Here is a 25,586-nt window from a genome sequence, read left to right on the forward strand (position 1 = left end):
CGCTCGGCTTCCGCAACCTCGCGAACTACACAGCCAGGAGCCTGCTCGAGGCCGGAGGTTTCAGACCCTCGCTACACCCTTGATTCCGAAGAGCCCCGTTAAGTGCGGGAGCGTTGGTGGGTGAATCGCTGAGTGGCGGGGCGCGGGGCCGGGGGCTCAAAGCTTCATCTTTTCTAACTTGTATTGCTTAGAAAAGATCGCTTTATCTTATGTGAGCGGAAGCTCATACTGGTGAATAAGACCTCCTTGAAACCCCAGGAAAGAACGAGAAACGCCATGACCCACATTGCAATGGAACCGGCAGCCGCCACCGGAACTGCGCCCCGGACTGTCGACGTTGACGTGCCCCAGGCCAAGGCATTGGCCAGTGAAGCGGTGGCACTGGTCCGCCACTGGCTGACCGAGGCGTCGAAGGTTCCCGTGGACGCTTCCGCCCAGCAGCTGGCCGGAGTCCTTAAGGACCCCAACGGCCTGGAATTCACCGTTGGCTTCGTGGACGGCGTGGTCCGCCCCGAGGACCTGAACGTCGCCGCCCGCAACCTCGCCGCGCTGGCCCCCAAAGTCCCCACCTTCCTGCCCTGGTACATGCGCAGCGCCGTGGCGCTGGGCGGGACCATGGCCCCGATGATGCCGCAGGTGGTCATCCCCATCGCCCGCAAGGTTCTGCGCGAGATGGTGGGCCACCTGATCGTTGACGCCACCGACGCCAAGCTGGGCCCCGCCATCGCGAAGATCCGCAAGGACGGCATCAAGCTGAACGTCAACCTCCTTGGGGAAGCAGTCCTGGGGGAGCACGAGGCCTCACGCCGGCTCGAAGGCACGCACACGCTGCTGGCGCGTCCCGACGTCGACTACGTCTCCATCAAGGTCTCCTCCACCGTGGCCCCGCACTCGCCGTGGGCCTTCGACGAAGCCGTTGAGCACGTCGTCGAGAAGCTCACCCCGCTGTTCGAGCGCGCAGCTTCATTTCCGAAGGCCAAGTTCATCAACCTGGACATGGAGGAGTACAAGGACCTGGACATGACCATCGCGGTCTTCACCAGGATCCTGGACAAGCCCGAGTTCAAGAACCTTGAAGCCGGCATCGTGCTCCAGGCCTACCTGCCGGACGCGCTGTCAGCCATGATCCGCCTGCAGGACTGGGCTGCCGAGCGGCGCGCCGACGGCGGAGCCGCCATCAAGGTCCGCGTGGTGAAGGGCGCCAACCTCCCCATGGAGCAGGTGGAGTCCTCGCTGCACGACTGGCCGCTTGCCACGTGGGGAACCAAGCAGGACTCGGACACCAGCTACAAGAGCGTCATCAACTACTCCCTGCACCCGGAGCGGATCAAGAACATCCGGATCGGCGTTGCCGGCCACAACCTGTTCGACATCGCCTTCGCCTGGCTCCTGGCCAAGCAGCGCGGCGTTGAGTCCGGGATGGAATTTGAAATGCTGCTGGGCATGGCGCAGGGCCAGGCCGAAGCAGTCAAGAAGGACGTGGGCTCGCTCCTGCTCTACACCCCGGTAGTGCACCCGGCCGAGTTCGACGTCGCCATCGCCTACCTGATCCGCCGCCTTGAGGAGGGCGCGAGCCAGGACAACTTCATGTCTGCGGTGTTCGAGCTGAGCGAGAATGAGGTGTTGTTCGAGCGCGAAAAGCAGCGTTTCCTTGCCTCACTGGAGGCACTGGACAACAGCGTTCCGGCGCCCAACCGGCAGCAGAACCGCAACCTCCCGCCGCAGTCCCTGCCGCACGATTCGTTCAAGGACACCCCGGACACGGACCCGTCACTGCCTGCCAACCGTGACTGGGGCCGGGCCATCCTGGAGCGCGTCCCGTCTTCCACCCTGGGCAACGCGTCCGTGAAAGCTGCCTTCATCAACGAAGAAGCAAAGCTGAACGAGGCCATCAGCACCGCCGTCGAAAAGGGCAAGGCCTGGGGTGCCCTGTCCGGCGCCGAGCGTGCCGAGATCCTGCACCGCGCCGGAGATGTCCTGGAGGCCCGCCGCGCCGACCTGCTCGAGGTCATGGCAAGTGAAACCGGCAAGACCATCGACCAGGGCGACCCCGAGGTCAGCGAAGCCGTTGACTTCGCCCACTATTACGCTGAGTCCGCCCGGAAGCTGGACACGGTCGACGGCGCCACCTTTGTCCCTGCCAAGCTCACCGTGGTCACGCCGCCGTGGAACTTCCCGGTCGCCATTCCGGCCGGGTCCACCCTCGCGGCACTCGCCGCCGGCTCCGCCGTCGTCATCAAGCCTGCCAAGCAGGCCGCCCGCAGCGGTGCCGTGATGGTCGAGGCCCTCTGGGAAGCCGGCGTGCCGCGTGACGTGCTGACCATGGTGCAGCTGGGTGAGCGGGAGCTCGGCAAGCAGCTCATCAGCCACCCGGCAGTTGACCGCGTGATCCTCACCGGCGGCTACGAGACCGCCGAGCTGTTCCGCTCCTTCCGCCAGGACCTGCCATTGCTGGCCGAAACCAGCGGCAAGAACGCCATCATCGTCACTCCCAGCGCGGACCTGGACCTGGCAGCCAAGGACGTGGCGTACTCCGCGTTCGGCCACGCCGGCCAGAAGTGCTCCGCCGCGTCCCTGGTGATCCTGGTGGGTTCGGTAGCCAAGTCCAAGCGCTTCCACAACCAGCTGGTCGACGCCGTCACCTCCCTGAAGGTGGGCTACCCGGAGGACCCCACCAGCCAGATGGGGCCGATCATCGAGGCCGCCAACGGAAAACTCCTCAACGCCCTCACCACCCTGGGCGACGGCGAAAACTGGGCCGTTGAACCGAAGAAGCTGGACAGCACCGGCCGGCTCTGGAGCCCGGGCGTGCGGTACGGCGTCAAGCGGGGCTCGTACTTCCACCTGACCGAATTCTTCGGCCCGGTCCTCGGCGTGATGACCGCGGACACCCTCGAAGAGGCCATCGCCATCCAGAACCAGATTGAATACGGCCTTACCGCCGGCCTGCACTCGCTGAACTCCGAGGAACTGGGCATTTGGCTGGACAGCATCCAGGCCGGAAACCTCTACGTGAACCGCGGCATCACCGGTGCCATCGTGCAGCGCCAACCGTTCGGCGGCTGGAAGAAGTCAGCTGTTGGCGCAGGCACCAAGGCCGGCGGACCCAACTACCTGGCCGGCCTGGGTGATTGGACCCCAGCCCGGAGCACCGCGAACGCTGAGATCACCCACCCGGGCGTGCGCCGCATCATCGATGCAGCCGAAGCCGCGCTGAAACCTGAAGGCCTCGCGTCCGTCCGGCGCGCACTTGCCTCCGATGCGCAGGCCTGGGCTGATGAATTCGGTACCGCCAAGGACGTCTCCGGACTCACTGCGGAACGGAACATCTTCCGCTACCGCAGCCTTCCCGTGACGGTGCGGCTGTCCGAGGGTGCACCGCTGGCGCACCTGGTGCGGACCGTGGCGGCCGGCGTGCTGGCCGGATCAGAACTGACGGTGTCCACTGCCATCGAGCTTCCCGCCCAGCTGCGCCCGGTACTGATCGCGCTGGACATCGAGGTGACCGTGGAGTCCGACGCCGACTGGCTGGCTTCCGCAGGACGCCTCGCCGCGGCAGGCAAGCTGTCCAACGGACGCATCCGCCTGATCGGCGGGGATTCCACCGAGCTGGCCAAGGCCACAGGCGGCCACCCCGACCTCGCCGTCTACGCCCACCCGGTCACGGAAGCGGGACGCGTTGAACTGCTTCCCTTCCTGCATGAGCAGGCCGTCAGCATCACCGCCCACCGCTTCGGCACCCCGAACCATCTCTCGGACGCGCTGATCTAGCTCCGCGGGGCGCTGGCCCTGGCTGGAGGCGCACTTGCCCGTTCCGCGGACGACGTGGCGCGTGCAAGCAGAAGGCCGGGGGCCACCTTATGGTGGCTCCCGGCCTTCTTTGCCGTCATGAGTCCGCGCCTGTTGCGCGGGTGGAGACCTCGCGGTAGCTAGCCCAAGTACCACCCGGGCGGCGTCCATGTCACTGGAACGCTGTGGGCGGAGAAATCCTCGCACCGGGTGCACGTGTACGCGACCTCGCCCAACGAAGCGACCGTTCCATCACGCCGGTAGGTTGGCGGGATGTAGGACTCCAGATAGACGAACTCGTCCGTCCGGCAGGTGTCGCAGGTGGGTTTTCCTACATAGCCGGTATCGGGTGTTGCGATCCCGGCGCCTAGATTGGAGCGGCGGGTGGCCGGCGTCCGCGCAGTGTTAAGCGGCCGCGCGTGGGCCGAACTGGCATGGGTGTTCCTGGCTGTCGTCATTGGCTGCCTGTCTCGGGCGGAATTCCTGACATGCAGGAGGCCCCCCGTACTTGAGAACCGGCCAGCTGCTTGACCTAGAAAGTCAGCATAGGGGATGCAACCTTCAGCAATCAATGGAAAAGGGGGAATAGCTGCGCCCAAAGGGGCTGCGCCAGCGTTATGCTTGCCGGTTAATTGTCCTGCCCACGATGGACTGCGTCAGCGCATCAATGACCTCTGCGTTAGCCAGCGGGTTGCGGATCAGCGTGAAGTCCACGTCGCCCACCGCCGGCAGGTCGAACCGCCGGGTGATGATTTTCAGGTCCTCGGGAACGAGCGACGACGGCATGACCGCCACGCCGATTCCTGCCCTCACGGCCGCCAGCACCCCACTGATCTGCCGCGTAGTGCAGGTGATCCGCCAGGTCCTGCCATGGGACTCGAGGGCGTCGATGGCCAGTTTCCGGCTCAGGCTGGGGGACGGGTAGGCGATGAGCGGGACCGGCGCTGCCGGATCCAGTGTGGTCTGCTCCAGGCCCACCCAGGAAAAGGAATCGTGCTGGACCACCGTTCCGTCCTTGGCTCCCGCCACCCACTTGACGAAAACCAGGTCCAGCTGCCCCGCGTTAAGCTTCCGGTACAGCTGGTCGCTTTGGCCCACTGTCAGCTCCAGGTTGATCTGCGGGTAGATCTGCCGGAACTCCCGCAGGATCCGGGGCAGGCCGGTGATGGCGAGGTCATCAGCCGTGCCGAAGCGCAGCCGTCCGCGCATGGCGGAGCCGGAAAAGTAGCGGGAGGCCGAGTCGTGGGCTGCCAGGATGTTCCGGGCGAAGCCTGCCATCGCGTCCCCGTTGTCCGTCAGCCTGACATCCCGCGTATCCCGGCTGACCAGGACCCTTTTGGCAGCTGCCTCCAGTTTGCGGACGTGCTGGCTGACCGTGGGCTGGGCCAGGCCCAGCCGCTCGGCTGCCTTGGTGAAGCTCAGTGTTTCTGCGACGGCAAGGAAGGAGCGCAGCTGGGCCGGTTCGAACACGTGGACTCCGGGGGCATCGGGCGGACAACGAGGGCATTGCGGTCTGCAATACGAGTTATAGGGATGATACGCCTCCATAATCACGTGTCCCAGCCTAGCGTTAAGGACATCCCGGACCGCACGCACTTGAGGACACACCTGTGGCACCCCCACCGCCGTCATCGGCAACCGTCACCCAGCCCATCATCGATAACGCCAACCCGGCGCCCCCTGACCACCAGACCCAGCCCCTCGCCGTCGTCAGCGAACGCCTGCCCTGGAAGCACACCTTCATCTCCCTGCGCGTCCCCAACTTCCGTATTTTCGCAGCAGGCCACTTCATCGCCGTCGTTGCCATCTGGATGCAGCGGATCGCCCAGGACTGGATGGTGCTGGAACTCTCCGGTTCCGTGACCGCCGTGGGCATCACCGTGGCGCTGCAGTTCCTGCCATCCCTGCTCCTGGGGCCGTGGGGCGGGATGATCGCCGACAGGTTCGCCAAGCGGAAGATCCTGATTCTCTGCCAGGGCATGGCGGCGGTCCTGGCGGCCGCGCTTGCGGTCCTCGCGCTGACCGGGGCCGTTGAGGTGTGGCATGTCTACGTCATTGCACTGGTGCTTGGCCTGGTGACGGTCCTCGACCAGCCGGCCCGGCAGGTCTTCGTCAACGAACTCGTTGGGCCCAAATACCTGCGCAACGCCATCAGCGTCAACTCCACAACCTTCCAGCTGGGCGGCCTCATTGGTCCTGCCCTGGCCGGGTGGATGCTTACTGCCGTGGGGGCGGGATGGGCCTTCGCCGGCAACGCGCTCGCGTGCTGTTCCACCGTGGCCATGCTGCTTCTTTTGCGCAAGGACCAGTTGTTCGTGAGTGAGCCTGCCCCGAAGACCAAGGGGATGCTGCGCGAGGGACTGCGTTACGCGCTGGGCAAGCCCACTATCTATTGGCCCTGGCTGATGGCAGGCTTCATCGCGGTCTTCGCCATGAGCCTGCCCGTGGTGCTCGCCGCCTTCGCGGACAACGTATTCAACGCCGGTGCCGCCGGGTACGGGCTCCTCAACGCCCTGGTGGCGCTTGGCGCGCTGGCCGGTGCGGTGGCGTCCACCCGGCGCCGCCAGCTCCGCCTGCGCTCGGTGGTGTTCTGCGCGGGAATGTACGGGGCCATGCTGTGCCTGGCTGCGCTGGCACCATCCATGCCGGTGTTCGGCGCAGTGATGGTGCTTTCAGGGTTCTGGTGCCTGATGTTCCTCACCGGGTCCAACCAGCTGGTACAGGTCAGCTCCAACATGGGGATCAGGGGCCGGGTCATGAGCCTGTACATCATGGTCCTGATCGGCGGCCAGGCAATCGGCGGGCCCATGCTGGGCTGGATCGCCGAGCACGCCGACCCGCATGTGGCACTGCTGGTATCCGGCGGCGTGCCCGCCCTCGCGGCGCTGACTGTCGCGGTGATCCTGGCGCGCAAGGGTTCGCTGTTGCTGAGGGTGGACTTCAAGGACCGGCGGCAGCCCGTGCGGATTGTCCGGCGGGCCGCCGCATAGCCAGGATTACAGCGCGAGGTGCGGGTATGCCTCTTCGCGTTTCTGGAATTCCAGGACATCCTTGTTGCGGATGACGCCGTCGCGGATCTCGATGGCACGGGAGATGGTCTCGTTGCCGTCCCACGCCCCGGGGCCGCTGACGACGGTTTCCAGGAAAGGCAGCAGGGCCTGGCTGATTTCCCAGCTGGCGGAGTTCCAGAGGTAGGACGGGCTGTGGTCCACGGCGTAGTAGTTAATGTGGCCGCCCACCGTGAACATGGGGTCGGCGAAGGTGGTGGACCGGGCCCAGCTGAAACCCATGCCTTCGTCGCATGAAACGTCCACAATGAGGCTCCCGGGACTGAACGCTGCCAGGTCCTCCACCCGCAGGTACGTCAACGGGTTGTTGGGGTCCTGCAGGGTGCAGTTGACTACGATGTCGCTCTCGGCCAGGAACGGCGCCAGCGGTACCCGGCCGCGCTCGCTGATGACCTGGCTCAGGAACGGGGCTTCGTCGTCGTGGTCAAACTGGACGATGTTCACCGAGTGGATGGGCGCGCCTACGGCGGCCACGCCACGGTTGGTCAGCACCTGGACGTCGTGGATCCCGTGGGCGTTCAGGGCAGTGACGGCGCCCCGGGCTGTTGCGCCAAAGCCGATGACCGTGGCGCTCAGCCTTCGGCCGTAGTCGCCGGTGGACCCGGTCAGGGCGAGGGCGTGCAGCACGGAGCAGTACCCCGCGAGTTCGTTGTTCTTGTGGAACACGTGCAGCCCGAAGCCGCCATCGCTGGCCCAGTGGTTCATGGCCTCAAAGGCGATCAGCGTCAGCTTCTTGTCGATGGCCAGCTGGGTGATGGCGCGGTCCTGGACACAGTGCGGCCAGCCCCAGAGGACCTGGCCGTCCCGCATATCCTGAAGGTCTTCCGGCTGCGGCTTGGGCAGGAGGACGACGTCGGCCTCCGCCAGCAGCGCCTCCCTGCCGGCCATCCTGCCCACCAAGGGTGAGAGGTGTTCATCGGAGACGCCCAGCCGCTCGCCGTAGCCGGTTTCGAGGATGATGTGCTCGCGGATTTCGGGCGCGATGCGCTCGACGTGCAGCGGGTGGATGGGGAGCCGGCGCTCGTCGGGCTTCTTTGTTGATGCCAGGACGCCGAGGGTGAGTCTGTTCCGGGGCCCCGTCACTTCTTTTTGGCGGCCTTGCCGGGCGTCACGTCCAGGGAGCTGGCCGGGGCGGAAGCGGCTTTTTTGTCGGCCCGCTTTTCCTTGATGGACTTGCCGGATTTTTTGGATGCTGTTTGACGCGGGGACTTGTCAGCCATGAATTGCTCCTGTAGCGGAACCGAAGAGGTTCCTGACTTCTGACCATACACGCCGGTACCTAATGGTCCCGGGGTGGTTTGTCTTCTGTCCCGCTGCGAGCGTGGAGCGGCTGACGGGAATCGAACCCGCGTATCAAGCTTGGGAAGCTAGCGCTCTACCATTGAGCTACAGCCGCGCTGCCCCGCCGTGGAGGGGCAGAACATAGCTTAGCGCAGAAGTTTGCCTGCTCTGCCCACCCGGCCTGCGGACCGCCCGTGTCCCGGTTGCAGGCGCGTCATCCAGTAACTCTTCAATAACGCCGCCTGCCGTAGCTAGGTGCGCCTGCCGCGCGCTGGCTAACCTGTTCCGGGTAGCTGCGGGGCCGGGGGGGATTGCAGCTATGAGCCACGCCGACGTTACCCACAGAAAGATCCCCATGGCATTCGCAGAACACGAGGTCCTCATCCGGCGGGACGCCATGGCCGTGTATCTGTACCTTCTTGATGCGACCAACCTGCCCGTGTGGAGTGATTCGGTGCGCAGCGTCAAACTGCTGCAGGGCGCATCGGCATCCCAGGGAGCGGTGTACCGGAAGATGGTGGCCGGCCGGTCCGGGCTGAGCATCCCGGCGGAGCTGGAGATCACCCACGCCAGGCCCGGCGCCGAAATCCGGTTCCAGGCCATCTCCGGCCCCGCCCACCGTTCGGGCGGTTACTACCTCAGTACGGAGGCGGCGGGAACGCGCGTCAGGTTTGCCCTTGAGGCCCGGGCGGAGGGGGCGGCCGGCATCCTGCACAGGCTCAGGTTCCTCGACCGGATCGGATTCCTCAACAGGATGCTTCAGCGGAGCCTCTGCTCCGAGGTGGCGCAGCTGGAACGGCTCAAGGACGTCCTGGAACTGCAACCGGCCAGGTAGCCCCGTTCCGCCAGCCGGTCAGCCAGCACGCCAGCCGGGCCAGCGCACCAGCCGCTTCAGTCCCGTGGGCCTGCACAGCACGCCAGCCGCCTCAGTGCCGTGGGCCTGCACAGCACGCCAGCCGCCTCAGTGCCGTCGGCCAGCACCAGCACGCCAGCCCCGCCAGCCGCGGGCAGGCTTCGCTGCACGATGTGCGTACCCGCGTTCACCGCGGCGGCGCGCCTACTGGGCCATGCGTTGCCCGGCCCACGGGCCAGGGATGTTCGACGGCGACGCGAGGCTTCCGGAGGTCAGGTCCCAGTACTGCACAACGTCGGATGCCCGTCGCAGGGCCAGCCCGGTGGAGTTCAGGCCGGTTACGTTGCGCAGCGGCCTGATGCCCGTGACGTCACCCCAGCCGGTAGCCACGGTGGCCCTGGCTTCGGCGCGCAGCGCGGTGGTGCCCCAGCCGCGGTGCAGCTGGACTGAGCCGTCAGCCCGGAGCGCCAGGATGTCCTGGAACCCGTCGGCGTCGTAATCCACCATGGACAGCTTCCGGGCGGCACCGATGGAGGCTACGAAGGTCCGTGCGGAGAGGTCGCCCAGGCCCTTATTGGGGTACAGGTAGAGGTTCCCCGCCCCGTCCAGGGCAAGGATCTGGGGGAGCCTGTTGTTGGCACACCACCCGCCCACGGCGAGGGTAAGGGTTTCCCACCCGCCGCTTCCGAGGGTGGCGGGTGGCTGGAATCCGCCGGCGGCAATGCCGCGGTGGAGGGTCAGGGTGCCGCTGCTCCACTGCGTGAGCAGGTCATAGGCGCCGTCCCGGTCCCAGTCGATAGTGAACACTTCCTTGGCGCCGGCAAAACCTGAGCCGATGACCTTGGCCGCGGCGTAGGTGCGCGCGCCCGTGGCTGCACGTGCCAGGAGCTGGCCGGAAGAATCGACGGTCACCAGGTCTGCGGGCCCCTTGATGGCCGCGGCCGAGAGGTCAAGCGTGGGTGGCATGTGCCGTACGGGTGCGTCGCACATGGTGGGCGGCGGTGCCGGGAAGGGTGTGCCCGACCCGGTCCCACCGGGGGAGTCGGTAGTGCCGGCGGGAAGGGTGGTGTAGCCGAAGAAGTTCACCACGCCCCAGATCTTGTACGTGCGGTCCGTATAGCTGATCCCGGCCCCCATGACATTGAAGCGAGGATCGAGCAGCATGGCGTTGTGGCCGGGGGAGCCTTTCCACCATTCCACCAGCAGCGCCGCGTCGCGGTCCGTTCGGATTGCGATGACCTCACCGGCACCGTTGTTCGGGCTCAGGGCGCGCTGATCGGTCCAGAAACTGGCGCGGTGCTCGATAACCTCGCGGGAGGCGATGCTGTCCGACCATTCCTGTGCCAGTGCTGCCACTGTTGCGTGGTACTTCACGGGGTTCAGGCCCTTGGACGCCCGGTACTCATTGATCCGGTTGAACACCGTGAGGATGGCCGCTGCGTTGCTGTCGGGAATGAGGGCTTCGGGCGCCGGAGCAGCCAGGGATTCCGGGGCCGCAAGGCCGGACGCCGATGGCGAGGAAAGTTCAGCGTCCGGCGCCCAGAGGGGAGGAATGGAAGGAACCTCGGGGGAAGGTTCTTCTTCGGAGGCTGGAACGGGTGCCGGTGCCGCAGGCCCGACCGAATCATCAAGGGTGCCGGTGGACGGACTGGTGGCGGGTGGGGGTGCTATAGGTTCCGCCGCCTCAGATTCCGTCGGCAAAGGTTCCGGCACCACAGGTTCCGGCAGCGGGTCCGTAGCCATGGGCCCCGTGGGTGAGGCCGGGCGGATATCCGGTTCAACCGCGGGGGCGAGCAGGGATCCGCCGGAGCCCGCGCCGGAGGGGGCCCCGGCGCCGTCGGTCACGGGCGGAGCGCCCAAGCTGACGCTGCTGGGCCCCGTTGCACCCACCGGCGGCCCTGCGGCCGGCATCGGCGGCGTTCCCGCCGACGAGGAGAGCAGCGCTAAAGCCAAGAGCACCCCGGTAAAAGAGGGCGCGGCCAATCTATTCACAACATCCCCAGCTCTGTTGGGCCATCCGGGAGACCATCCGGCGCCTGAATCACTGCTGTAACAGTAGCCCCACGAGCGCTCTGCAACAACGAAAAAATGTTGCTGTGGATAACTGTCCAGGACGGGCCATACGGTAATTTGGGACCGTGCTGATCTCTGACCGCGATATACGTGCCGAAATAGACTCCCAGCGGATCGTGCTGGAGCCGTACGATCCGGCGATGGTCCAGCCGTCGTCCGTGGATGTCCGGATCGACAAATTCTTCCGCCTGTTTGATAACCACAAGTACGCCCACATCGACCCGGCCGAGGAACAGCCGGAGCTCACGCGCCTTGTGGAAGTGGAGCCGAACGAGCCATTCATCCTGCACCCGGGCGAGTTCGTCCTGGGGTCCACGTACGAGACCGTCACGCTGCCGGACCATATCGCTGCGCGCCTGGAAGGCAAGTCATCCCTGGGCCGGCTGGGCCTCCTGACCCACTCCACCGCCGGCTTTATCGACCCCGGCTTCTCAGGCCACGTAACGCTCGAACTGTCCAACATGGCCACCCTGCCCATCAAGCTGTGGCCGGGCATGAAGATTGGCCAGCTGTGCTTCTTCCGGCTGACGTCTGCTGCGGAACACCCGTACGGCTCGGGCGACTACGGCAACCGCTACCAGGGCCAGCGCGGCCCTACCGCGAGCCGCAGCCACCTGAACTTCCACCGCACGGAGATGTAGAAACAGCGGAGCGCCTGCCACGGAGCCCCCACGCGGGGCAGCGTGTAGGAGCAGCATGTGGGGGCAGCGCGTTCTCAGGCTTTGGCAGCCACGCCTGCGGGCGGCAGCGCTGCCGTCAGGGGCCCTGCGAAACGGGCCGCGAGCGGGCCAATGACCGCCATCAGCAGCACATACGCGGTGGCAAGGGCGGCCAGTTCGCCAGGGACCGCCCCGGAGGCGACTGCCAGTCCCGCGATGACGATGGAGAATTCCCCGCGTGCGATCAGCGTGGCTCCGGCACGCAGGCGGCCGGGCCGGGCAATCCCTGCGCGCTTGGCCGCCCACATGCCGGTGGCCATTTTGGTGGCGGCCGTGATGACGGCCAGCACCAGGGCCCAGCCAAGGACCGGCGGGATGGACGTGGGGTCTGTGTTGAGCCCAAAGGCCACAAAGAAGATGGCGGCAAAAAGGTCCCGCAGCGGCTCCAGGATGCGGGTGGCATTGTGCGCCGTGGCCCCTGAAATTGCGATGCCGAGCAGGAATGCTCCCACCGCGGCGGAAACCTGCATGGCGGAGGCGATGCCGGCCACCAGCAGCGCGGCGCCCAGCACGTTCAGGAGGAATACCTCCGAGTTTTCGCTGTGAACGGCCTTGGACACGTGATGGCCGTGCCGCAGCGCCACCATCAGCACCACACTCACCACTGCCAGGGCGATGCCCACGCTGGTGAGGCCCCCCAGGAAACTGACGCCGGCCAGGATGGTTGTCAGAACGGGAAGATAGACGGCCATGGCAAGGTCCTCGAAGACCAGGATGGACAGCACCACCGGTGTTTCCCGGTTGCCTATCCGGCCCAGGTCGGTGATGACCTTGGCCGCGATTCCGGACGACGAAATGTACGTGACGCCGCCCAGAACCATGGCACCCACCCCGCCCCAGCCCAGCAGGTAGGCAAGTGCGGCCCCGGGCAGGAAGTTCAGGACCAGGTCCAGCACGCCGCCCTGCCAGGACCTGCGCAGGCCGGTGAAGAGCTCCGTCGCCGTATATTCCAGCCCGAGCATAAGCAGCAGCAGGATGACCCCGATTTCACCGGAGACGTGCGCAAATTCCTTCATGCCGTCGAGCTTGACGATGCCGCCTGCTCCGAAAGCGAGCCCGCCCAAGAGGTAGAGCGGGATGGGGGACATTCCGACCCGTCCGGCCAGCCTGGCCAGCAGGCCAAGGCAGAACACAACGGCCCCCAGTTCAATGAGGGTCAGGGCCAGCGGGTCCATGCCGTCTTATCCGCGACGCAGGATATCGGCCGCCGCGTCGAGGCCTTCCTGGGTTCCCACTGCCACCAGCAGGTCACCGGAGTGAAGCACGACGTCGGGTCCCGGCGACGGGAGCACCTCGCCTTCGCGCATGATCGCCACGATCGAGACGCCGCACCGGGTACGGATGCACGCCTTGCCCATGGGCTGGTTCTGGAAGGGGGAGCCCGGAGCGATGGAGAACTGCCGGGTGACGATTCCCGGGACGTCCTTGTGCTCCTCTGTAAGCTTCATGGCCAGGTGCTGCCCGCCAAGGAGGTTGCCAAGGGTGGCTGCTTCCTCGGTGGTGAGGGGGATGGATGCCTGGCAGGTGTCCGGATCATCCCAGGCCGAGACAATGAGCTCGGTCTGGCCCTCGCGCCGCTCCACCACGCCGATCCGGCGGCCCGAGGCGGTCATGAAATCCTTACGCCGGCCCAGACCGGGAAGGTTGGTTTCGTCCACGTTCATAGTTCCAGACTAGTCTGCCTGGCCTTGGTTGGGTGCGGGTCCCGAGGATTCCCGCAGCACCAGCCGCATGCCGGTGGGACCGGGCTCCGCAGCGGGCGTGCCGCCCGGGTTCAACGCTGCGAGCAACTGCCCCATGGCGCTGCTGCCCTGGGCCTCCAGGTCCATATGGACAGTGGTGAGGGAAGGGACCAGGAACGCCGATTCCGGATGGTCGTCCCAGCCAACCACACTTACATCACCGGGAACACGGAGTCCTTGATCGTGCAGCGCCCGGATGGCGCCGATGGCCAGCTGGTCGTTCGCGGCAAAGATGGCAGTGAAGGAAGGATTGGCCAGGAGGGCCCGCGCGGCGTCATATCCGGCGGCTGCACTCCACTGGGCCTCGGCCACCCCGCCGTCCTCCAGCCCGGCGTCGCGGACGGCTTTTCGGTAGACAGCCAAGCGGTTGCGTGCTGCCGGCCACTCCTGTGGCCCGGCAATATGGGCGATCCGCCGGTGGCCGAGGGCAGCGAGGTGCGCCACGATGGCCTGCGCGGCAGAACCGTCTGAAATGCGGCCCTGGCCGCGCATCTTGTCGTCATACTCGCCGGCCACCACCACGGGAATCCGTTCCTGCGCCTGCAGGAGGTCCGTCCCGGAGATGGGAACAAAAGACAGTGCCCCCGCGAACGGCCCGCCCTCCAGGATCCGGCGCAGCCGTTCGGTCCGATCCGGGCCGGTCCCTTCCAGGGCAACGACGTCCAGGTGGTAGCCGGCTTCCTGGGCTGTTGCGGCCGCGCCGTTGAGCATCCGGGACGGAAAGTACGGCGAGGATCCGGGGACCAGGGCCAGGAGCCGGTAGGCAGCCCTGGTCCGCAGCGAGCGGGCGGTGAGGTTGGGCGAGTAGTTCAGTTCCGCCATGGCCCGTTCCACCTTCTCCGAGGTGGCGGCCTTCAGCTTGGACCGGTCAGCCATGTACCGGGAGACCGTCTGGTGGGAGACGCCGGCCAGCCGCGCCACCTCGTAGATCGTGGCTGCACGGGCAGGCTGCGGGGCATCGGCGGGGGTTTGCGTCACGGCCTGGAATCCTCCCAGGTGGTGAGGCGTCCGCACATGCCGAACCCCTCACCCGCGCGCTGTTCGGCGCTGGCTACCGCTGCGCCCGCCAGGGAAGCGGCCGAGCCCTCTGCCAATTCACGGAGTGCTTGCTCCGTTGCCGTCACCTGGTTCTGGACGGTGGCTGCCCAGAGTTCCTTCCAGTGCCCGACGCGCGGGCGGACCAGCCGCGCCGCCGCACGGTGGAACTCCTGCAGCGCCGGAATGCCCTCCCGCATCACAGAGGTATGCAGTTCGGCGTATCCTTCCAGGGCGAGGTCGCGCCGCCTCCGCGCTGCCGCCGCAACTTCGTTTTCCGCTGCTTCCCGCGGCAGGGCGGCATGCTTGGCGTAGAGTTCCGGTTCCTGGAGGATGCGGTGCGGAAAGGTCAGGACGGCGTCTCCGGCCTCCGGCAGGCCCGCGTTGGACATAATCACGTTGAGGGTAAGCCCGCCCGTGTTCACCAGGCGGTGGACGGTACCGGGGCTGAACCACACCAATGATCCGGCTGCCAGGCCGTGCACCTGGACACCTGCCATCGAGATGGTGTGCACCTCTCCGGTGCCGGCCGTGACCACGTACGCCTCGGAAGAGACGGTATGGAGGTGCGGCGAGCCGCCGCACAGCCCGTCTACGGACTCCCAGTCATACACCCGCAGCCCGGTCACTGCGGTGCCGCCGGGAAAGCACGGAGCCGGAGGGGGCTGGCTGTTCACGGGCTGGCCCTTCATTTCCCGGCCGGGGACACCGGCGCAGCCGCAAGGACGCCGCGGGCGGCGGCTGCCAGGGCTTCCGCCCGGCCCAGGTCCGACGGGCCCTCCGCAACCACAACGCCGTACCGGAAACGGAGGGTGGCTCCTGGCTGGAACAGGACTTCCTTGCTGAAGAACGGGGCGGGGCCCATGCAGGCAAACGGTTCGGACCGCGCGAACCACTCCGGCTCCGGATGCGCGCTGCCGGGATCGTCAACCATCACCAGCGTTGAGAAGCGGCACGTCCCATCATGCTGCCCCACGAAGGAAAGCCAGGGGGCCCGCTGGCCGCGGAGCTCCTCGCCGGTGGCGCCACCGGGTCCCATGATGGTTCCGCCCGAAAAGGACCGGGGGCCGCGCCAGAACAGCCCGCCGTATCCTGCGTTCTCACGGCCCTCCGTGGTGGGGGAGCCGATGTGGATGTCGTCTCCGGAAACGTTGGTCATGGCGGTGTCGAACACCAGCGTGTAGCTGGCGTCCGTCCCCGGCACTACCCGGAAGGACCTCTCCTCCTCCACCACGGGCGATCCCTGCTGGGTGATCCATTGCAGCCTGTGCGCGAAACTGAACGTGCCGTCGTCGTCCGCTGCCTTGGTGGTTTCCCGGTGCTGCATGGCGCCGTTGTTGGGCAGCCATTGGTAGTCCTTGCCGCGCCGGTAGCTGGGGCCGCCCCAGAAGTTGTCCGGGCCAAGGTGCGGCAGGGACCAGGCGATGCCTTTGTGCCACACATGGTCGTGCGGGCGGTAGGCGCTCACCAGGTCACCTCCCGGGGTGCGGACCGGATGGAAGTACGGCCGTGGCGATTCGGCCTGGGGATCGTCTGCGGCGTACGTGTAGGTAAGGACGGACACGCCGTCCAGCAAGATTTCGACGGCGGCGCCATCGTCCGTCCAGCCGAGCTGGCGTGCGGGGGCTTGGGCGGTTGTTCCGGCGGTGGTGCTCATGCGTGGCTCTTTTCCAGTTTCCAGGGTTCCAGCCGGCCATCGGCGCGGTCGAAGAACGCGTTTCCTTCAGTGATTTCACCGCGGCGGACGGTCTTGCCGGTGATGGCGGAGGCGTAAAGTGCGGCGGCGAGCTCCATCGTGGGGTAGGCGTCGGCAAGCGTGACCGGCGGAACGGTCCCGGCGCGGACGGCCTCGATGACCCGGGCATATTGCGCGGGATGGCCGCTGGCTGTGCCGGCCTGGCCATTCGCCCACATCGCGGCAAGGTGCTCCTGGCCGGGTGCCGGGGTGAAGCGCCAGTTCGAATCGTCGTAGCCGTAGAGGTGCTCCAGTTCCACGGTGGCATGTTCATAGTCGAACCGCAGCTGGGAGGTTTCCCGGGGCGAGATCACGGAGTTGATGACGGTGCTGAGGGCACCTGACTCGAACCGCACGATGGCAGTGGAGACGTCCTCCGTCTCGGTCCGGCGGGCAAGCCTTCCGGCGAAAGCCGTTACTTCCTGCCATGGCCCCCAGAGGTGGAGGAGGAGGTCGAACTGGTGGATGCCGTGCCCCATGGTGGGACCGCCGCCCTCAACGTCCCACTGGCCGCGCCACGGAACGTCGAAGTATGCCTGGTCGCGGAACCAAAGGGTGTTGCAGAACCCGGTGAGCGGGTTGCCCAGGGCTCCGGACTCCTGCAGGTCCGCAAGCTTCCGGGCGCCGGTGCCGAAGCGGTGCTGGAAGATGCAGCTCACACGTTTGCCCGTGGCGCGTTCCGCTTCCTGCAGCTCCCGCAGCTGCCGGAGCGAGAGTGCGGGGGGCTTCTCCAGGACCACGTCCATGCCCAGTGCCAGGGCTTCCAGTGCCAACGGGGCGTGCGACGACGGCGGGGTGCAGACGGCAACAAGGTCCAGTCCGGCTTCCGCTGCCGCTGCCAGGGTGGAAGCGGTCTGGGCAACACCCACCTTTTGCGCAAATTCTGTTGCCCTGTCGGGGTCGATATCCACCGCCGCTACGAGCTCGGCGCCCGCTAGCTTCAGGGCTTCTGCGTGCGCGTGGGCGATGCCGCCGGTGCCGATGATTCCCGCGCGGGGCCGCTGTGGGGAGTTCGTCATGGTGGTCTCCTCATTGAAAGGATTCATGTTATCGATCACCATTATGTGATCGATAACATCAGGCGTCAAGAGGTGTGTGGCAGAACCCGAGGAAAAACCCGCACGACGTCAGGCAGCAGGAACCGTGGCGATGGTGGACTTGTCCGGCGCCTTCACCGGCAACAGGACCAGCAGCCCCGCCAGCAGTACCACCATGATGCCCAGGATGCCCCAGCGCTGGGCCTCGCCCGGTGCCACCACCGGAGCCGCGAGGGTGATGCTGAGGGTGAAAAGCGCTGGCGCCAGGAAGCTGACGGCGCGACCGGTGGTGGCGTAGAGGCCGAAGAGTTCACCCGACTCGCCGTGCGGGGCCAGCCTGGCCAGGTAGGCGCGCGATGAGGCCTGGGCGGGCCCCACGAACAGGCACAGGAAAAGCCCGAACACCCAGAAGGTGGTGCTGCCCGCCCAAGCCACCCCGAGGAAGGTGTAGTCCCCGTTGCCGAGCACCAGGATGACGCTCCCTGCAACCAGGAGGCCTACCAGCGAGCCGATAATCACCCGTTTGGGGCCTATCCGGTCATCCAGCAGGCCACCCAGGACTGCACCCACGGCGGCCACGACGTTGCCGAAAATGGCGAAGAAAATAACCTGGGACAGCTCAAAGCCGAAGGTTCCCGCAGCGATGATCCCGCCGAACGTAAAGACGGCGGCCAGCCCGTCCCGGAAGACAGCACTGGCCAGCAGGAAGTAGATGGTGTGGGGGCTGGTGGCGTAGATGGCCTTGATCCGCCGGATAAGCAGGCCGTAGCTGGCCAGGAGGCCCAGCCGCTTCGCTTGGGCGGAGCGGGGAAGCTCGGGCACGGCAAACAGCACGGGAAGGGCGAAAACAAGGAACCAGAGGGCCGAGAAAACCGCCACCAGCCGGATGTTCAGGCTGTCCTCGGTGGACGCCCCGAACCAGTCGAAGCTGGGCTGGACGAACAGCTGGAGGACGATCAGCAAGGCAACGATGCCGCCAAGATAGCCGGCTCCCCAGCCGAATCCGCTGACCCTGCCGATGTTCCGCGGCGTGGAGATCTGGGCGAGCATGGCGTTGTAGTTGACACCCGCGAACTCGAAAAACACATTGCCCAGGGCTATCAGGGACACTCCGAGCAGCAGGAACTCAGGCCGCGGGAAAACGAAGAAGCACAGCGCGGTGAGGAGGGCGACAGCCCCTGTGTTGACCCCCAGCCACAGCTTCCGTCGGCCGCCCGCGTCGGAGCGCTGGCCGGTGACCGGAGCCAACAGTGCAATGGCCAGGCCTGCAACTGCCAGCGCACCTCCCAGGACCGCCGAGGCCTGGTCTTCGCCGCCGAAGGCATTGGAGGTGAGGTAGACGGTGAAGACGAAGGTGGTCATCACGGCATTGAAGGCTGCGGACCCCCAGTCCCATGAAGCCCACGCCAGGATGCGGCCCTTGCTGGTGCGCTGGTTCCCGGAGTCAAGTTCCGAGGACGGCTGCGTTGCCCCTGGAGCGCTGGCGCTGTTCATAGGTGCATCGTATCCGCCCGTGGCGAACGGGGGCCGGAGCGAACCCCCGGGGATACCGGGCCGCGCGCCTGGCAGGGCGTAGGGACGGAGGGACGGCCACCTATGCCTTGATAAACTGGATCCTCCCGGACCTAACGAATGAACCGCCTGCTCCAACTTTTGACAATCGAATCCCTGACGACGCGGAGATACCAGTGATAACAGTCCTTGCCGTGCACTTTTCGGTGGCTGTCCTGGCGCCGTTCCTCTTCAGGTCCTGGGGCCGCAACGCGTTCTATGCACTGGCAGCTGTTCCCGGCGCATCCTTCATTTGGCTGCTGCTGCAGCACGGCCCGGTGTACACCGGAATGGGATGGGTCAGCGAAACCGTCCCCTGGATCCCCGGGCTCAAACTCGAGCTTGCCTTCCGCATGGACGCGCTCGCCTGGGTCATGTCACTTCTGGTGCTGGGCGTCGGCTCGCTGGTGCTGGTCTACTGCGCCAGGTATTTCAAGAAAAAAGACCAGGACCTTGGTGCCTTCGGTGCCCAGCTGCTGGCCTTTGCGGGCGCCATGTTCGGGCTGGTGGTGGCCGATGACCTGCTGCTGCTGTTCATCTTCTGGGAACTCACCACCATCCTCTCCTACCTCCTGATCGGATTCGCCCGCACCAGGCTGGCTGCGCGGCGGTCCGCGTTGCAGGCCCTGATGGTCACCACCGCGGGCGGGCTGGCCATGCTGGTGGGACTCATCATGCTGGGCCACACGGCCGGCACCTACCGCATCTCCAGCATCCTGGAGCAGGCGCCCGCCCTGGCAGGCGGAGCCTCCGGCTCCATGGTGAGCGCCGCCGTCGTACTCATCCTGGCGGGCGCCATCACCAAGTCCGCCCTGGTCCCGTTCCACTTCTGGCTCCCCGGCGCCATGGCCGCACCCACGCCGGTCAGCGCCTACCTGCACGCCGCTGCGATGGTCAAAGCCGGCATCTACCTGGTGGCCAGGCTGGCGCCCGGATTCTCCGAGACCGCGTACTGGCAGCCGGTGGTGCTGGGCCTGGGCCTGGCCACCATGCTGGTGGGCGGCTACCGGGCGCTGCGCCAGACCGACATCAAGCTCATCCTCGCCTACGGCACCGTCAGCCAGCTGGGCTTCCTCACCATGGTGGTGGGCCTGGGCACGCCGGACGCGGCGCTCGCAGGGCTCGCGATGCTCCTGGCCCACGGACTGTTCAAGGCCACCCTGTTCCTGGTGGTGGGCATTATCGACCACCAGTCAGGAACGCGCGACGTCCGCAAGCTTTCTGGCGTGTTCCGCTCCTCCCGCGCGCTCGGAGTGGTGGCCGCCATCGGCGCCGCGTCCATGGCCGGAGTTCCCCCGCTGGCCGGGTTCGTGGCCAAGGAATCCGTGCTGGAGTCCTTCGTCCACCACGCAGGAGACGATGCAGCCGGCCCGTGGGGGATGGTGGTCCTGGCCGGGCTGGTCCTGGGATCCATCCTCACCTTCGCCTACAGCGCGCGCTTCATGTGGGGCGCCTTTGCCGTCAAGCCCGGCGTGGAGCCCACCCCGTTCAAGGCCATCAGGCCCTCCTTCCTCGCCGCGCCCGCCATCCTTAGCCTCCTGACCATCGTGTACGGGCTGTGGCCAGCCCCTGTTGACGCGTGGATCCAGCCTTACGCCGCACTGTTCGCGTCCAACGCGCCCGACGCCGGAACAGCCGCCGAGCAGGCCGGTTACCTTGCGCTGTGGCACGGCTTCACGCCGGCGCTGGGCCTGACGGCCCTCACGTTCGCGCTGGGTCTGGCGATGCACTTTGGCCGCGACGCTGTCGCGCGGGCACAGTCCCTGGTGCCGCCGTGGGTGGACGGGGACAAGGCGTACCAGTACACCATCGGCGGGCTGGATGACGCGGCGGTGTGGATTACCGGACGCACGCAGCGCGGTTCGCTGTACTACTACCTGGCCGTCATCCTCAGCGTGGCTTTCGTGCTGCCCCTGTCCGTCATGCTGGTGGCCGGCAAGCCGCTTCCGGACGGGATCTACCTGGTGGACCCCGGATCCCCGCTCCAGCTCGTCGTGGGTGCGGGCATCGTGATCGGCGCCCTGGCGGCCGTCAAAGCCAACAAGCGGTTCCTGGCTGTCCTGATGGTTTCCGTCACCGGCTACGGCATCGCCCTGATGTTCGCGCTCCAGGGCGCTCCGGACCTGGCACTGACGCAGATGCTGGTGGAAACCATCATCCTGGTGGCTTTCGTGCTTGCCATGCGCAGCCTGCCGCCCGAGCTCCGCGACCGGACCGGCGGCAAATACCGGGTGGTGCGCGTGATCATCGGCCTAGCATTCGGCGTCACCATGGTGTTCGCCGCGATCTACGCCATGGGAGCACGGATAGCAACGCCGGTCTCCCTGGAATATCCGCGGCTCGCGTATGAGGGCGGCGGGGGATTGAACATCGTCAACGTGACGCTCGTGGACATCCGCGCCTGGGACACCTTCGGCGAAATCACCGTCCTGGCGCTGGCAGCCACGGGCGTGGCGAGCCTCATTTTCGTCCGTGGCCGCGGTGACAAAATCCTGAACTCCGCCACTGTGGCGGAGGGGACCGTGGGACGCCACCGGGGGGTCGACCCCGGCACCCGGGACGCGGCGGCGCTGGCCGTCAGCCGGAAGTTCGCGGCGTCTGCCCGGGATGCCTGGATCGTCGCGGGCCGGACTCTAGCCCCCGAACGCAGGTCCATCATTTTCGAGGTGGTCACCCGGCTGATCTTCCACTCCATGATCATGTTCTCGCTGTACCTCCTGCTGGCCGGCCACAACCTGCCCGGCGGCGGCTTCGCCGGCGGCCTGACAGCCGGACTCGCCCTGACCATCCGGTACCTGGCCGGAGGCCGGTTTGAGCTCCGGGAGGCTACTCCTGTCAGCGCCGGCGCCCTGCTGGGAATCGGGCTGGCTGTGGCCGCAACCACGGGCGCAGTGCCGCTGCTGCTGGGCGGCCAGGTGTTCCAGAGCGCGATTATCGAACTGTGGCTCCCGGTGTTCGGGGACATCAAGTTCGTCACCTCCACCATCTTCGACATCGGCGTGTACATCGTGGTGGTGGGCCTGGTACTGGACGTCCTGCGGAGCCTCGGCGCCGAAATCGACGAACACTTCGAAGCGCGTTCCGCTGTGGGGGCCCGGAATCCCGGCGAGGAACAGGAATTTGCGGGCGAAGCCTCCACCACAACGTCCGCGCCCGAGCAGGAGCCTGAAGGCGTAGCTTCCGAGACCACCGCAAAGGGCCAAGCATGAGCGTAAACCTGACCCTCCTGATCGTCATGGGGGCCCTGTACGCCTGTGGCATCTACCTGGTGCTGGAACGCAGCCTCACGCGCGTCCTGCTGGGACTGATGCTCCTGGCCAATGCAACCAACCTGCTGATCCTGGCCACCGGCGGTTACGCGGGGCTCGCGCCCCTGTACTCGAAGGACATTGCAGCCGGGGATTACAACGATCCCCTGCCCCAGGCCCTGATCCTGACGTCCATCGTCATTTCCTTTGCCGTCACCGCCTTTATGCTCGGCATCATCTACCGCACCTGGGTGCTGGCCCGCCGGGACGAGATCCAGGACGACGTGGAAGACCTTCGTGTTGCAGTAACGCCAAGCTTCGACGCCGAGGACGACGCCGAGGTCCCCGCCGAGACTTCGGAGTTTCCGCTCACCATGCTGGGCACGGACGGCCGCAGTGTCTCCAACCACGGCGTCTCCAACCACAGTGCCTCCAACGACAGTGCCTCCAACGACGGCGGCACGGGCCAGGGCGGCCCAGGCGGCTCTGCCCTGAATGACGGCGCTGCCGGGACAACGCTGGTAGCCGGCGGCCGCGAGATTCCCGTCGAACAGGCAGCCTCTGAAGAGAAACCCGGCTCCACCAATGTGGCCCCTGGCCCGGAAGGAGGCGGAAAGTGAACCTTGCAAGCCTTGCCCCGCTCGCCGTCGTACTTCCCATCCTGGGCGCCGCCCTGACCTTCATGCTGATCCGGCATTCACGGGCCCAGCGCGCGGTGAGCATCGCCCTGCTGTCCCTCACACTCCTGCTGGAGTGCCTCCTGCTGGCCTCCGTCTGGGACGGCGGCACGTTCGCCGTAACCCTGGGCGGCTGGCTGCCGCCATGGGGCATCGTGCTGGTGGTGGACCAGTTCTCGTCCCTGATGCTGGTGGTCTCCTCGGCGGTGAGCCTCGCTGTGCTGGTGTACGCAACAGGGCAGGGCATGGCCGACGGCGACCAGGACGCGCCCGTCTCGATCTTCCACCCGACCTACCTGATCCTGGTGGCCGGCGTCTCCAACGCATTCCTTTCTGGGGACCTCTTCAACCTCTACGTCGGGTTCGAGATCCTGTTGACGGCAAGCTACGTGCTGATGACGCTTGGCGGCACGGGACCCCGCATCCGGGCAGGCGTCACCTACGTGGTGGTGTCCGTGGTGTCCTCGGTGCTGTTCCTCATCTCGATTGCCATGGTCTACGGCGCCACCGGAACAATCACCATGGCGGACCTGGCCATCAAGCTCGGCGAGCTGGACCAGGGCACCAGGACACTGCTGCACGTGATGCTGCTGGTGGCCTTCGGCATCAAGGCCGCCGTTTTCCCGCTGTCCTTCTGGCTGCCGGACTCCTACCCCACGGCGCCGGCGCCGGTCACTGCCGTGTTCGCGGGCCTGCTCACCAAAGTGGGCGTCTATGCGATGGTGCGCACGGAGACGCTGCTGTTCCCCGGGGACTCGCTGAACACCCCGCTGATGGTTGCCGCCTTACTGACCATGGTGGTGGGAATCCTGGGCGCTTTGGCGCAGAGCGACATCAAGCGCCTGCTCTCGTTCACCCTGGTGAGCCACATCGGCTACATGGTGTTCGGCCTGGCCATGTCCTCCGTGGCGGGGCTTGGCGCGGCGGTCTTCTACGTGGTGCACCACATCACCATCCAGACGTCCCTGTTCCTGGTGACGGGACTGATCGAACGCCGGGGCGGCAGTTCGTCCGTGGACCGGCTGGGCGGCCTGGCTAAGCTGTCTCCGCTGCTGGCTCTGCTCTTCTTCGTGCCCGCCATGAACCTGGCCGGCATCCCGCCCTTCTCCGGGTTCCTGGGCAAGGTGGGGCTCATGCAGGCGGGCGTTGAACTCGGAACACCGCTGGCCTACGTGCTGGTGATCGGCGGCGTGCTGACCAGCCTGCTGACCCTCCTGGCCGTTGCCAGGGTGTGGAACCGCGCGTTCTGGCGCCGGCCCTCGGACGCCGAACATCCGGATCCCGTGCTGCTGGCCACGCCCGCCGCGCGCGTTACCGGGCCGGGAGCCAAGCCGAACACCGTCACCCTGCTGCCGCGGACCATGGTGGGCTCCACTGTTGGGCTGGTGGGCCTGGGCGTGGGCCTGACTGTGTTTGCGGGACCGCTGTTCATGGTTTCGGACCAGGCCGCGCACGACATGCTGGACAGGTCCTCCTACGTCCAGGCTGTCCTGGGGGAGGACACCGACGTTCCGCTGGTCCTTACCGCAGGAGGTGGGAAATGAGCCGCCGGCGCATTTCGCTGCGCCAGGAGCTTCCGCTCCTGGTGTGGCTGGTCATCGTCTGGGGTGCCCTGTGGCAGGACTTCAGCCCAGGCAACCTGCTGTTCGGAGCCCTGCTGTCGGTGGCCGTGGCACGACTGTTCTATCTTCCCCCGGTGGAGCTCAGCGGACGCTTCAATATCCTGTATGCCGTTCCGTTCGCACTGGTGTTCCTGGCCAAGGTGGTGATGGCCAGCATGCAGCTCCTGTACCTCGCCGTAGCCCGGGGTCCCAAGGTGAAGAACGCCGTTGTGGCGGTGACCCTGCGCAGCCACCAGGACCTCCTGGTCACAGCCACGGGCCACGTGATTTCACTGATTCCCGGGTCGCTGGTGGTTGAGGTGGACCGGTCAACATCCACCCTCTACCTGCATGCGCTGAACATCAGCTCTCCGCAGGAAGTCGAAAACTTGAAGAACGAGGTGCTGTCCATCGAAGCGGGGCTGATCAGGATCATGGGTACCAGGGAAGAACTCGAGATTCTGCGGACGGAGGCGGCCGCATGATGCAGATCGTCCTGGCAGTTACCGCCGTGATCTTTTCGCTTGCGGCCGTCGGCGCCATCATCAGGATCTCCCGCGGACCGTCCCTCCTTGACCGGGTGCTGGCCACGGACGTCCTGCTGGCCATCCTGGGCGGGGCCCTGTGTGTGGACATGGCCGTCAACAGGCACCTGAACAACCTGATGCTGGTGGTGGCCATCTCGATCATCGGCTTCATCGGGTCCGTGACCGTAGCAAGGTTTGTGGCAGACCGGAGGGAACAGCCCAATGAGTCCTGATTCCACTGCCCTGGATTCCTGGGTGGACGTGCTGTCCGCGGTGTTCATGATTGTTGGGGCCACCATGTCGCTGGGAGCGGCCATCGGCCTGCTGCGGTTCCCCGATCTCCTGAGCCGCATGCATTCCGCCACCAAGCCCCAGGTTCTGGGGCTGTTCCTGCTCCTGGCGTCCATTGGACTGCAGATGCGCACCTGGTGGGTGTGGCCCGTGCTGCTGGTGGCGTGGATCTTCCAGCTGCTTACCGTACCGGTCTCCGCGCACATGGTGGGCCGCGCCGGCTACCGCACCAAGCACCTGCACCGCGAGCTCCTCACCTCGGATGAGCTGGAGGCCGTGGTGCAAAAAGCCGCCGCCAAAGCCGCCCGTGAGGACGGTTCCGGCGACGGCTCATCCCGCACCTAAGAGTTTTTGTCCAG

General features: G+C 66.5%; 21 protein-coding genes and 1 tRNA gene. 10 read left to right on the forward strand and 12 right to left on the reverse strand.

Features of this window, described 5'->3' with window-relative positions; all coding sequences use genetic code 11:
* Nucleotides 1–276: 276 nt before the first annotated feature.
* A complete protein-coding gene (locus tag ACIQF4_RS09885; protein ID WP_400515940.1) occupies nucleotides 277–3,771 on the forward strand; it encodes a bifunctional proline dehydrogenase/L-glutamate gamma-semialdehyde dehydrogenase in 3,495 nt (1,164 codons plus the stop codon).
* Between the two features lie 633 nt (nucleotides 3,772–4,404).
* On the opposite strand, the gene ACIQF4_RS09890 is transcribed toward ACIQF4_RS09885, so the two are convergent.
* Nucleotides 4,405–5,259: a LysR family transcriptional regulator gene (locus ACIQF4_RS09890; protein ID WP_066279926.1), complete on the reverse strand. Its 855-nt coding sequence runs from the start codon at nucleotides 5,257–5,259 to the stop codon at nucleotides 4,405–4,407.
* A 140-nt stretch (nucleotides 5,260–5,399) separates the two neighbouring features.
* Here ACIQF4_RS09890 and ACIQF4_RS09895 point away from each other — a divergent pair, with 140 nt between their 5' ends.
* A complete protein-coding gene (locus ACIQF4_RS09895; protein ID WP_400515941.1) occupies nucleotides 5,400–6,779 on the forward strand; it encodes an MFS transporter in 1,380 nt (459 codons plus the stop codon).
* A 6-nt stretch (nucleotides 6,780–6,785) separates the two neighbouring features.
* Here the strand turns inward: ACIQF4_RS09895 and ACIQF4_RS09900 are convergent, their stop codons facing one another.
* From ACIQF4_RS09900 to ACIQF4_RS09910, 3 genes are all read right to left on the reverse strand, one after another.
* Entirely contained in the window at nucleotides 6,786–7,940 is a 1,155-nt protein-coding gene (locus tag ACIQF4_RS09900; protein WP_350004108.1) for a N(5)-(carboxyethyl)ornithine synthase, read from the reverse strand.
* Nucleotides 7,937–8,077, reverse strand: a complete 141-nt coding sequence (locus ACIQF4_RS09905; RefSeq protein WP_350004107.1) for a hypothetical protein — start codon at nucleotides 8,075–8,077, stop codon at nucleotides 7,937–7,939. The genes ACIQF4_RS09900 and ACIQF4_RS09905 overlap by 4 nt, the downstream gene beginning before the upstream one ends.
* A 102-nt stretch (nucleotides 8,078–8,179) precedes the next feature.
* Nucleotides 8,180–8,253 (reverse strand) — tRNA-Gly (locus tag ACIQF4_RS09910).
* A gap of 240 nt (nucleotides 8,254–8,493) precedes the next feature.
* Here ACIQF4_RS09910 and ACIQF4_RS09915 point away from each other — a divergent pair.
* The gene (locus ACIQF4_RS09915) at nucleotides 8,494–8,973 is read left to right on the forward strand and encodes a hypothetical protein (RefSeq protein WP_350004106.1); all 480 of its coding nucleotides are present in this window, start codon (nucleotides 8,494–8,496) and stop codon (nucleotides 8,971–8,973) included.
* Between the two features lie 222 nt (nucleotides 8,974–9,195).
* On the opposite strand, the gene ACIQF4_RS09920 is transcribed toward ACIQF4_RS09915, so the two are convergent.
* A complete protein-coding gene (locus ACIQF4_RS09920) occupies nucleotides 9,196–10,902 on the reverse strand; it encodes a CAP domain-containing protein (protein ID WP_400516071.1) in 1,707 nt (568 codons plus the stop codon).
* Nucleotides 10,903–11,129: 227 nt separating this feature from the next.
* Between ACIQF4_RS09920 and dcd the strand changes: the two genes are divergently transcribed.
* On the forward strand, nucleotides 11,130–11,705 hold the full coding sequence (dcd, locus tag ACIQF4_RS09925) for a dCTP deaminase (RefSeq protein ID WP_400515942.1): 576 nt from the start codon (nucleotides 11,130–11,132) through the stop codon (nucleotides 11,703–11,705).
* A gap of 74 nt (nucleotides 11,706–11,779) precedes the next feature.
* On the opposite strand, the gene ACIQF4_RS09930 is transcribed toward dcd, so the two are convergent.
* From ACIQF4_RS09930 to ACIQF4_RS09960, 7 genes are all read right to left on the reverse strand, one after another.
* Nucleotides 11,780–12,958, reverse strand: a complete 1,179-nt coding sequence (locus ACIQF4_RS09930) for a cation:proton antiporter (RefSeq protein WP_350004103.1) — start codon at nucleotides 12,956–12,958, stop codon at nucleotides 11,780–11,782.
* 6 nt (nucleotides 12,959–12,964) lie between these two features.
* On the reverse strand, nucleotides 12,965–13,447 hold the full coding sequence (locus ACIQF4_RS09935) for a cation:proton antiporter regulatory subunit (RefSeq protein WP_066279916.1): 483 nt from the start codon (nucleotides 13,445–13,447) through the stop codon (nucleotides 12,965–12,967).
* 9 nt (nucleotides 13,448–13,456) lie between these two features.
* Entirely contained in the window at nucleotides 13,457–14,503 is a 1,047-nt protein-coding gene (locus ACIQF4_RS09940) for a LacI family DNA-binding transcriptional regulator (RefSeq protein ID WP_400515943.1), read from the reverse strand.
* Nucleotides 14,500–15,237, reverse strand: a complete 738-nt coding sequence (locus ACIQF4_RS09945; RefSeq protein WP_400515944.1) for a cupin domain-containing protein — start codon at nucleotides 15,235–15,237, stop codon at nucleotides 14,500–14,502. Before ACIQF4_RS09945 ends, ACIQF4_RS09940 begins: the two co-directional genes overlap by 4 nt.
* 11 nt (nucleotides 15,238–15,248) lie before the next feature.
* Nucleotides 15,249–16,217: a PmoA family protein gene (locus ACIQF4_RS09950; protein WP_400515945.1), complete on the reverse strand. Its 969-nt coding sequence runs from the start codon at nucleotides 16,215–16,217 to the stop codon at nucleotides 15,249–15,251.
* On the reverse strand, nucleotides 16,214–17,314 hold the full coding sequence (locus ACIQF4_RS09955; RefSeq protein WP_400515946.1) for a Gfo/Idh/MocA family protein: 1,101 nt from the start codon (nucleotides 17,312–17,314) through the stop codon (nucleotides 16,214–16,216). Before ACIQF4_RS09955 ends, ACIQF4_RS09950 begins: the two co-directional genes overlap by 4 nt.
* Nucleotides 17,315–17,422: 108 nt before the next feature.
* Complete coding sequence (locus ACIQF4_RS09960) at nucleotides 17,423–18,826, reverse strand: MFS transporter (RefSeq protein WP_400515947.1); 1,404 nt, start codon at nucleotides 18,824–18,826, stop codon at nucleotides 17,423–17,425.
* A gap of 194 nt (nucleotides 18,827–19,020) precedes the next feature.
* Between ACIQF4_RS09960 and ACIQF4_RS09965 the strand changes: the two genes are divergently transcribed.
* The 6 genes from ACIQF4_RS09965 to mnhG are packed head-to-tail and all read left to right on the forward strand — an operon-like array spanning nucleotide 19,021 to nucleotide 25,572.
* Complete coding sequence (locus ACIQF4_RS09965; RefSeq protein ID WP_400515948.1) at nucleotides 19,021–22,092, forward strand: Na+/H+ antiporter subunit A; 3,072 nt, start codon at nucleotides 19,021–19,023, stop codon at nucleotides 22,090–22,092.
* Nucleotides 22,089–22,751 carry a Na(+)/H(+) antiporter subunit C gene (locus ACIQF4_RS09970; protein WP_400515949.1) on the forward strand — a complete coding sequence of 221 codons (663 nt, stop codon included), beginning with the start codon at nucleotides 22,089–22,091 and terminating at the stop codon, nucleotides 22,749–22,751. The genes ACIQF4_RS09965 and ACIQF4_RS09970 overlap by 4 nt, the downstream gene beginning before the upstream one ends.
* Nucleotides 22,748–24,352 carry a Na+/H+ antiporter subunit D gene (locus tag ACIQF4_RS09975; protein ID WP_400515950.1) on the forward strand — a complete coding sequence of 535 codons (1,605 nt, stop codon included), beginning with the start codon at nucleotides 22,748–22,750 and terminating at the stop codon, nucleotides 24,350–24,352. The genes ACIQF4_RS09970 and ACIQF4_RS09975 overlap by 4 nt, the downstream gene beginning before the upstream one ends.
* Nucleotides 24,349–24,894 (forward strand): Na+/H+ antiporter subunit E, encoded by a 546-nt coding sequence (locus ACIQF4_RS09980; protein ID WP_400515951.1) that lies wholly within the window; start codon nucleotides 24,349–24,351, stop codon nucleotides 24,892–24,894. Before ACIQF4_RS09975 ends, ACIQF4_RS09980 begins: the two co-directional genes overlap by 4 nt.
* Entirely contained in the window at nucleotides 24,891–25,169 is a 279-nt protein-coding gene (locus ACIQF4_RS09985; RefSeq protein ID WP_066279895.1) for a monovalent cation/H+ antiporter complex subunit F, read from the forward strand. Before ACIQF4_RS09980 ends, ACIQF4_RS09985 begins: the two co-directional genes overlap by 4 nt.
* Nucleotides 25,159–25,572, forward strand: coding sequence for a monovalent cation/H(+) antiporter subunit G (gene mnhG, locus ACIQF4_RS09990; RefSeq protein ID WP_400515952.1), 414 nt, complete (start codon nucleotides 25,159–25,161; stop codon nucleotides 25,570–25,572). Before ACIQF4_RS09985 ends, mnhG begins: the two co-directional genes overlap by 11 nt.
* The last annotated feature ends 14 nt before the right edge of the window (nucleotides 25,573–25,586 follow it).

This window comes from Pseudarthrobacter sp. NPDC092202, from assembly GCF_044755505.1.
Taxonomy (GTDB): domain Bacteria; phylum Actinomycetota; class Actinomycetes; order Actinomycetales; family Micrococcaceae; genus Arthrobacter.

What these genes read in the sequence shown, in the direction of transcription:
- ACIQF4_RS09970 (WP_400515949.1), top strand. Translation starts at nt 22,089, where the DNA reads ATGAGCGTAAACCTGACCCTCCTGATCGTCATGGGGGCCCTGTACGCC.
- ACIQF4_RS09905 (WP_350004107.1), bottom strand. Translation starts at nt 8,077, where the DNA reads ATGGCTGACAAGTCCCCGCGTCAAACAGCATCCAAAAAATCCGGCAAG.
- ACIQF4_RS09960 (WP_400515947.1), bottom strand. Translation starts at nt 18,826, where the DNA reads ATGAACAGCGCCAGCGCTCCAGGGGCAACGCAGCCGTCCTCGGAACTT.
- ACIQF4_RS09950 (WP_400515945.1), bottom strand. Translation starts at nt 16,217, where the DNA reads ATGAGCACCACCGCCGGAACAACCGCCCAAGCCCCCGCACGCCAGCTC.
- mnhG (WP_400515952.1), top strand. Translation starts at nt 25,159, where the DNA reads ATGAGTCCTGATTCCACTGCCCTGGATTCCTGGGTGGACGTGCTGTCC.
- ACIQF4_RS09935 (WP_066279916.1), bottom strand. Translation starts at nt 13,447, where the DNA reads ATGAACGTGGACGAAACCAACCTTCCCGGTCTGGGCCGGCGTAAGGAT.
- ACIQF4_RS09955 (WP_400515946.1), bottom strand. Translation starts at nt 17,314, where the DNA reads ATGACGAACTCCCCACAGCGGCCCCGCGCGGGAATCATCGGCACCGGC.
- ACIQF4_RS09985 (WP_066279895.1), top strand. Translation starts at nt 24,891, where the DNA reads ATGATGCAGATCGTCCTGGCAGTTACCGCCGTGATCTTTTCGCTTGCG.
- ACIQF4_RS09930 (WP_350004103.1), bottom strand. Translation starts at nt 12,958, where the DNA reads ATGGACCCGCTGGCCCTGACCCTCATTGAACTGGGGGCCGTTGTGTTC.
- ACIQF4_RS09915 (WP_350004106.1), top strand. Translation starts at nt 8,494, where the DNA reads ATGGCATTCGCAGAACACGAGGTCCTCATCCGGCGGGACGCCATGGCC.
- ACIQF4_RS09920 (WP_400516071.1), bottom strand. Translation starts at nt 10,902, where the DNA reads ATGCCGGCCGCAGGGCCGCCGGTGGGTGCAACGGGGCCCAGCAGCGTC.
- ACIQF4_RS09885 (WP_400515940.1), top strand. Translation starts at nt 277, where the DNA reads ATGACCCACATTGCAATGGAACCGGCAGCCGCCACCGGAACTGCGCCC.
- ACIQF4_RS09980 (WP_400515951.1), top strand. Translation starts at nt 24,349, where the DNA reads ATGAGCCGCCGGCGCATTTCGCTGCGCCAGGAGCTTCCGCTCCTGGTG.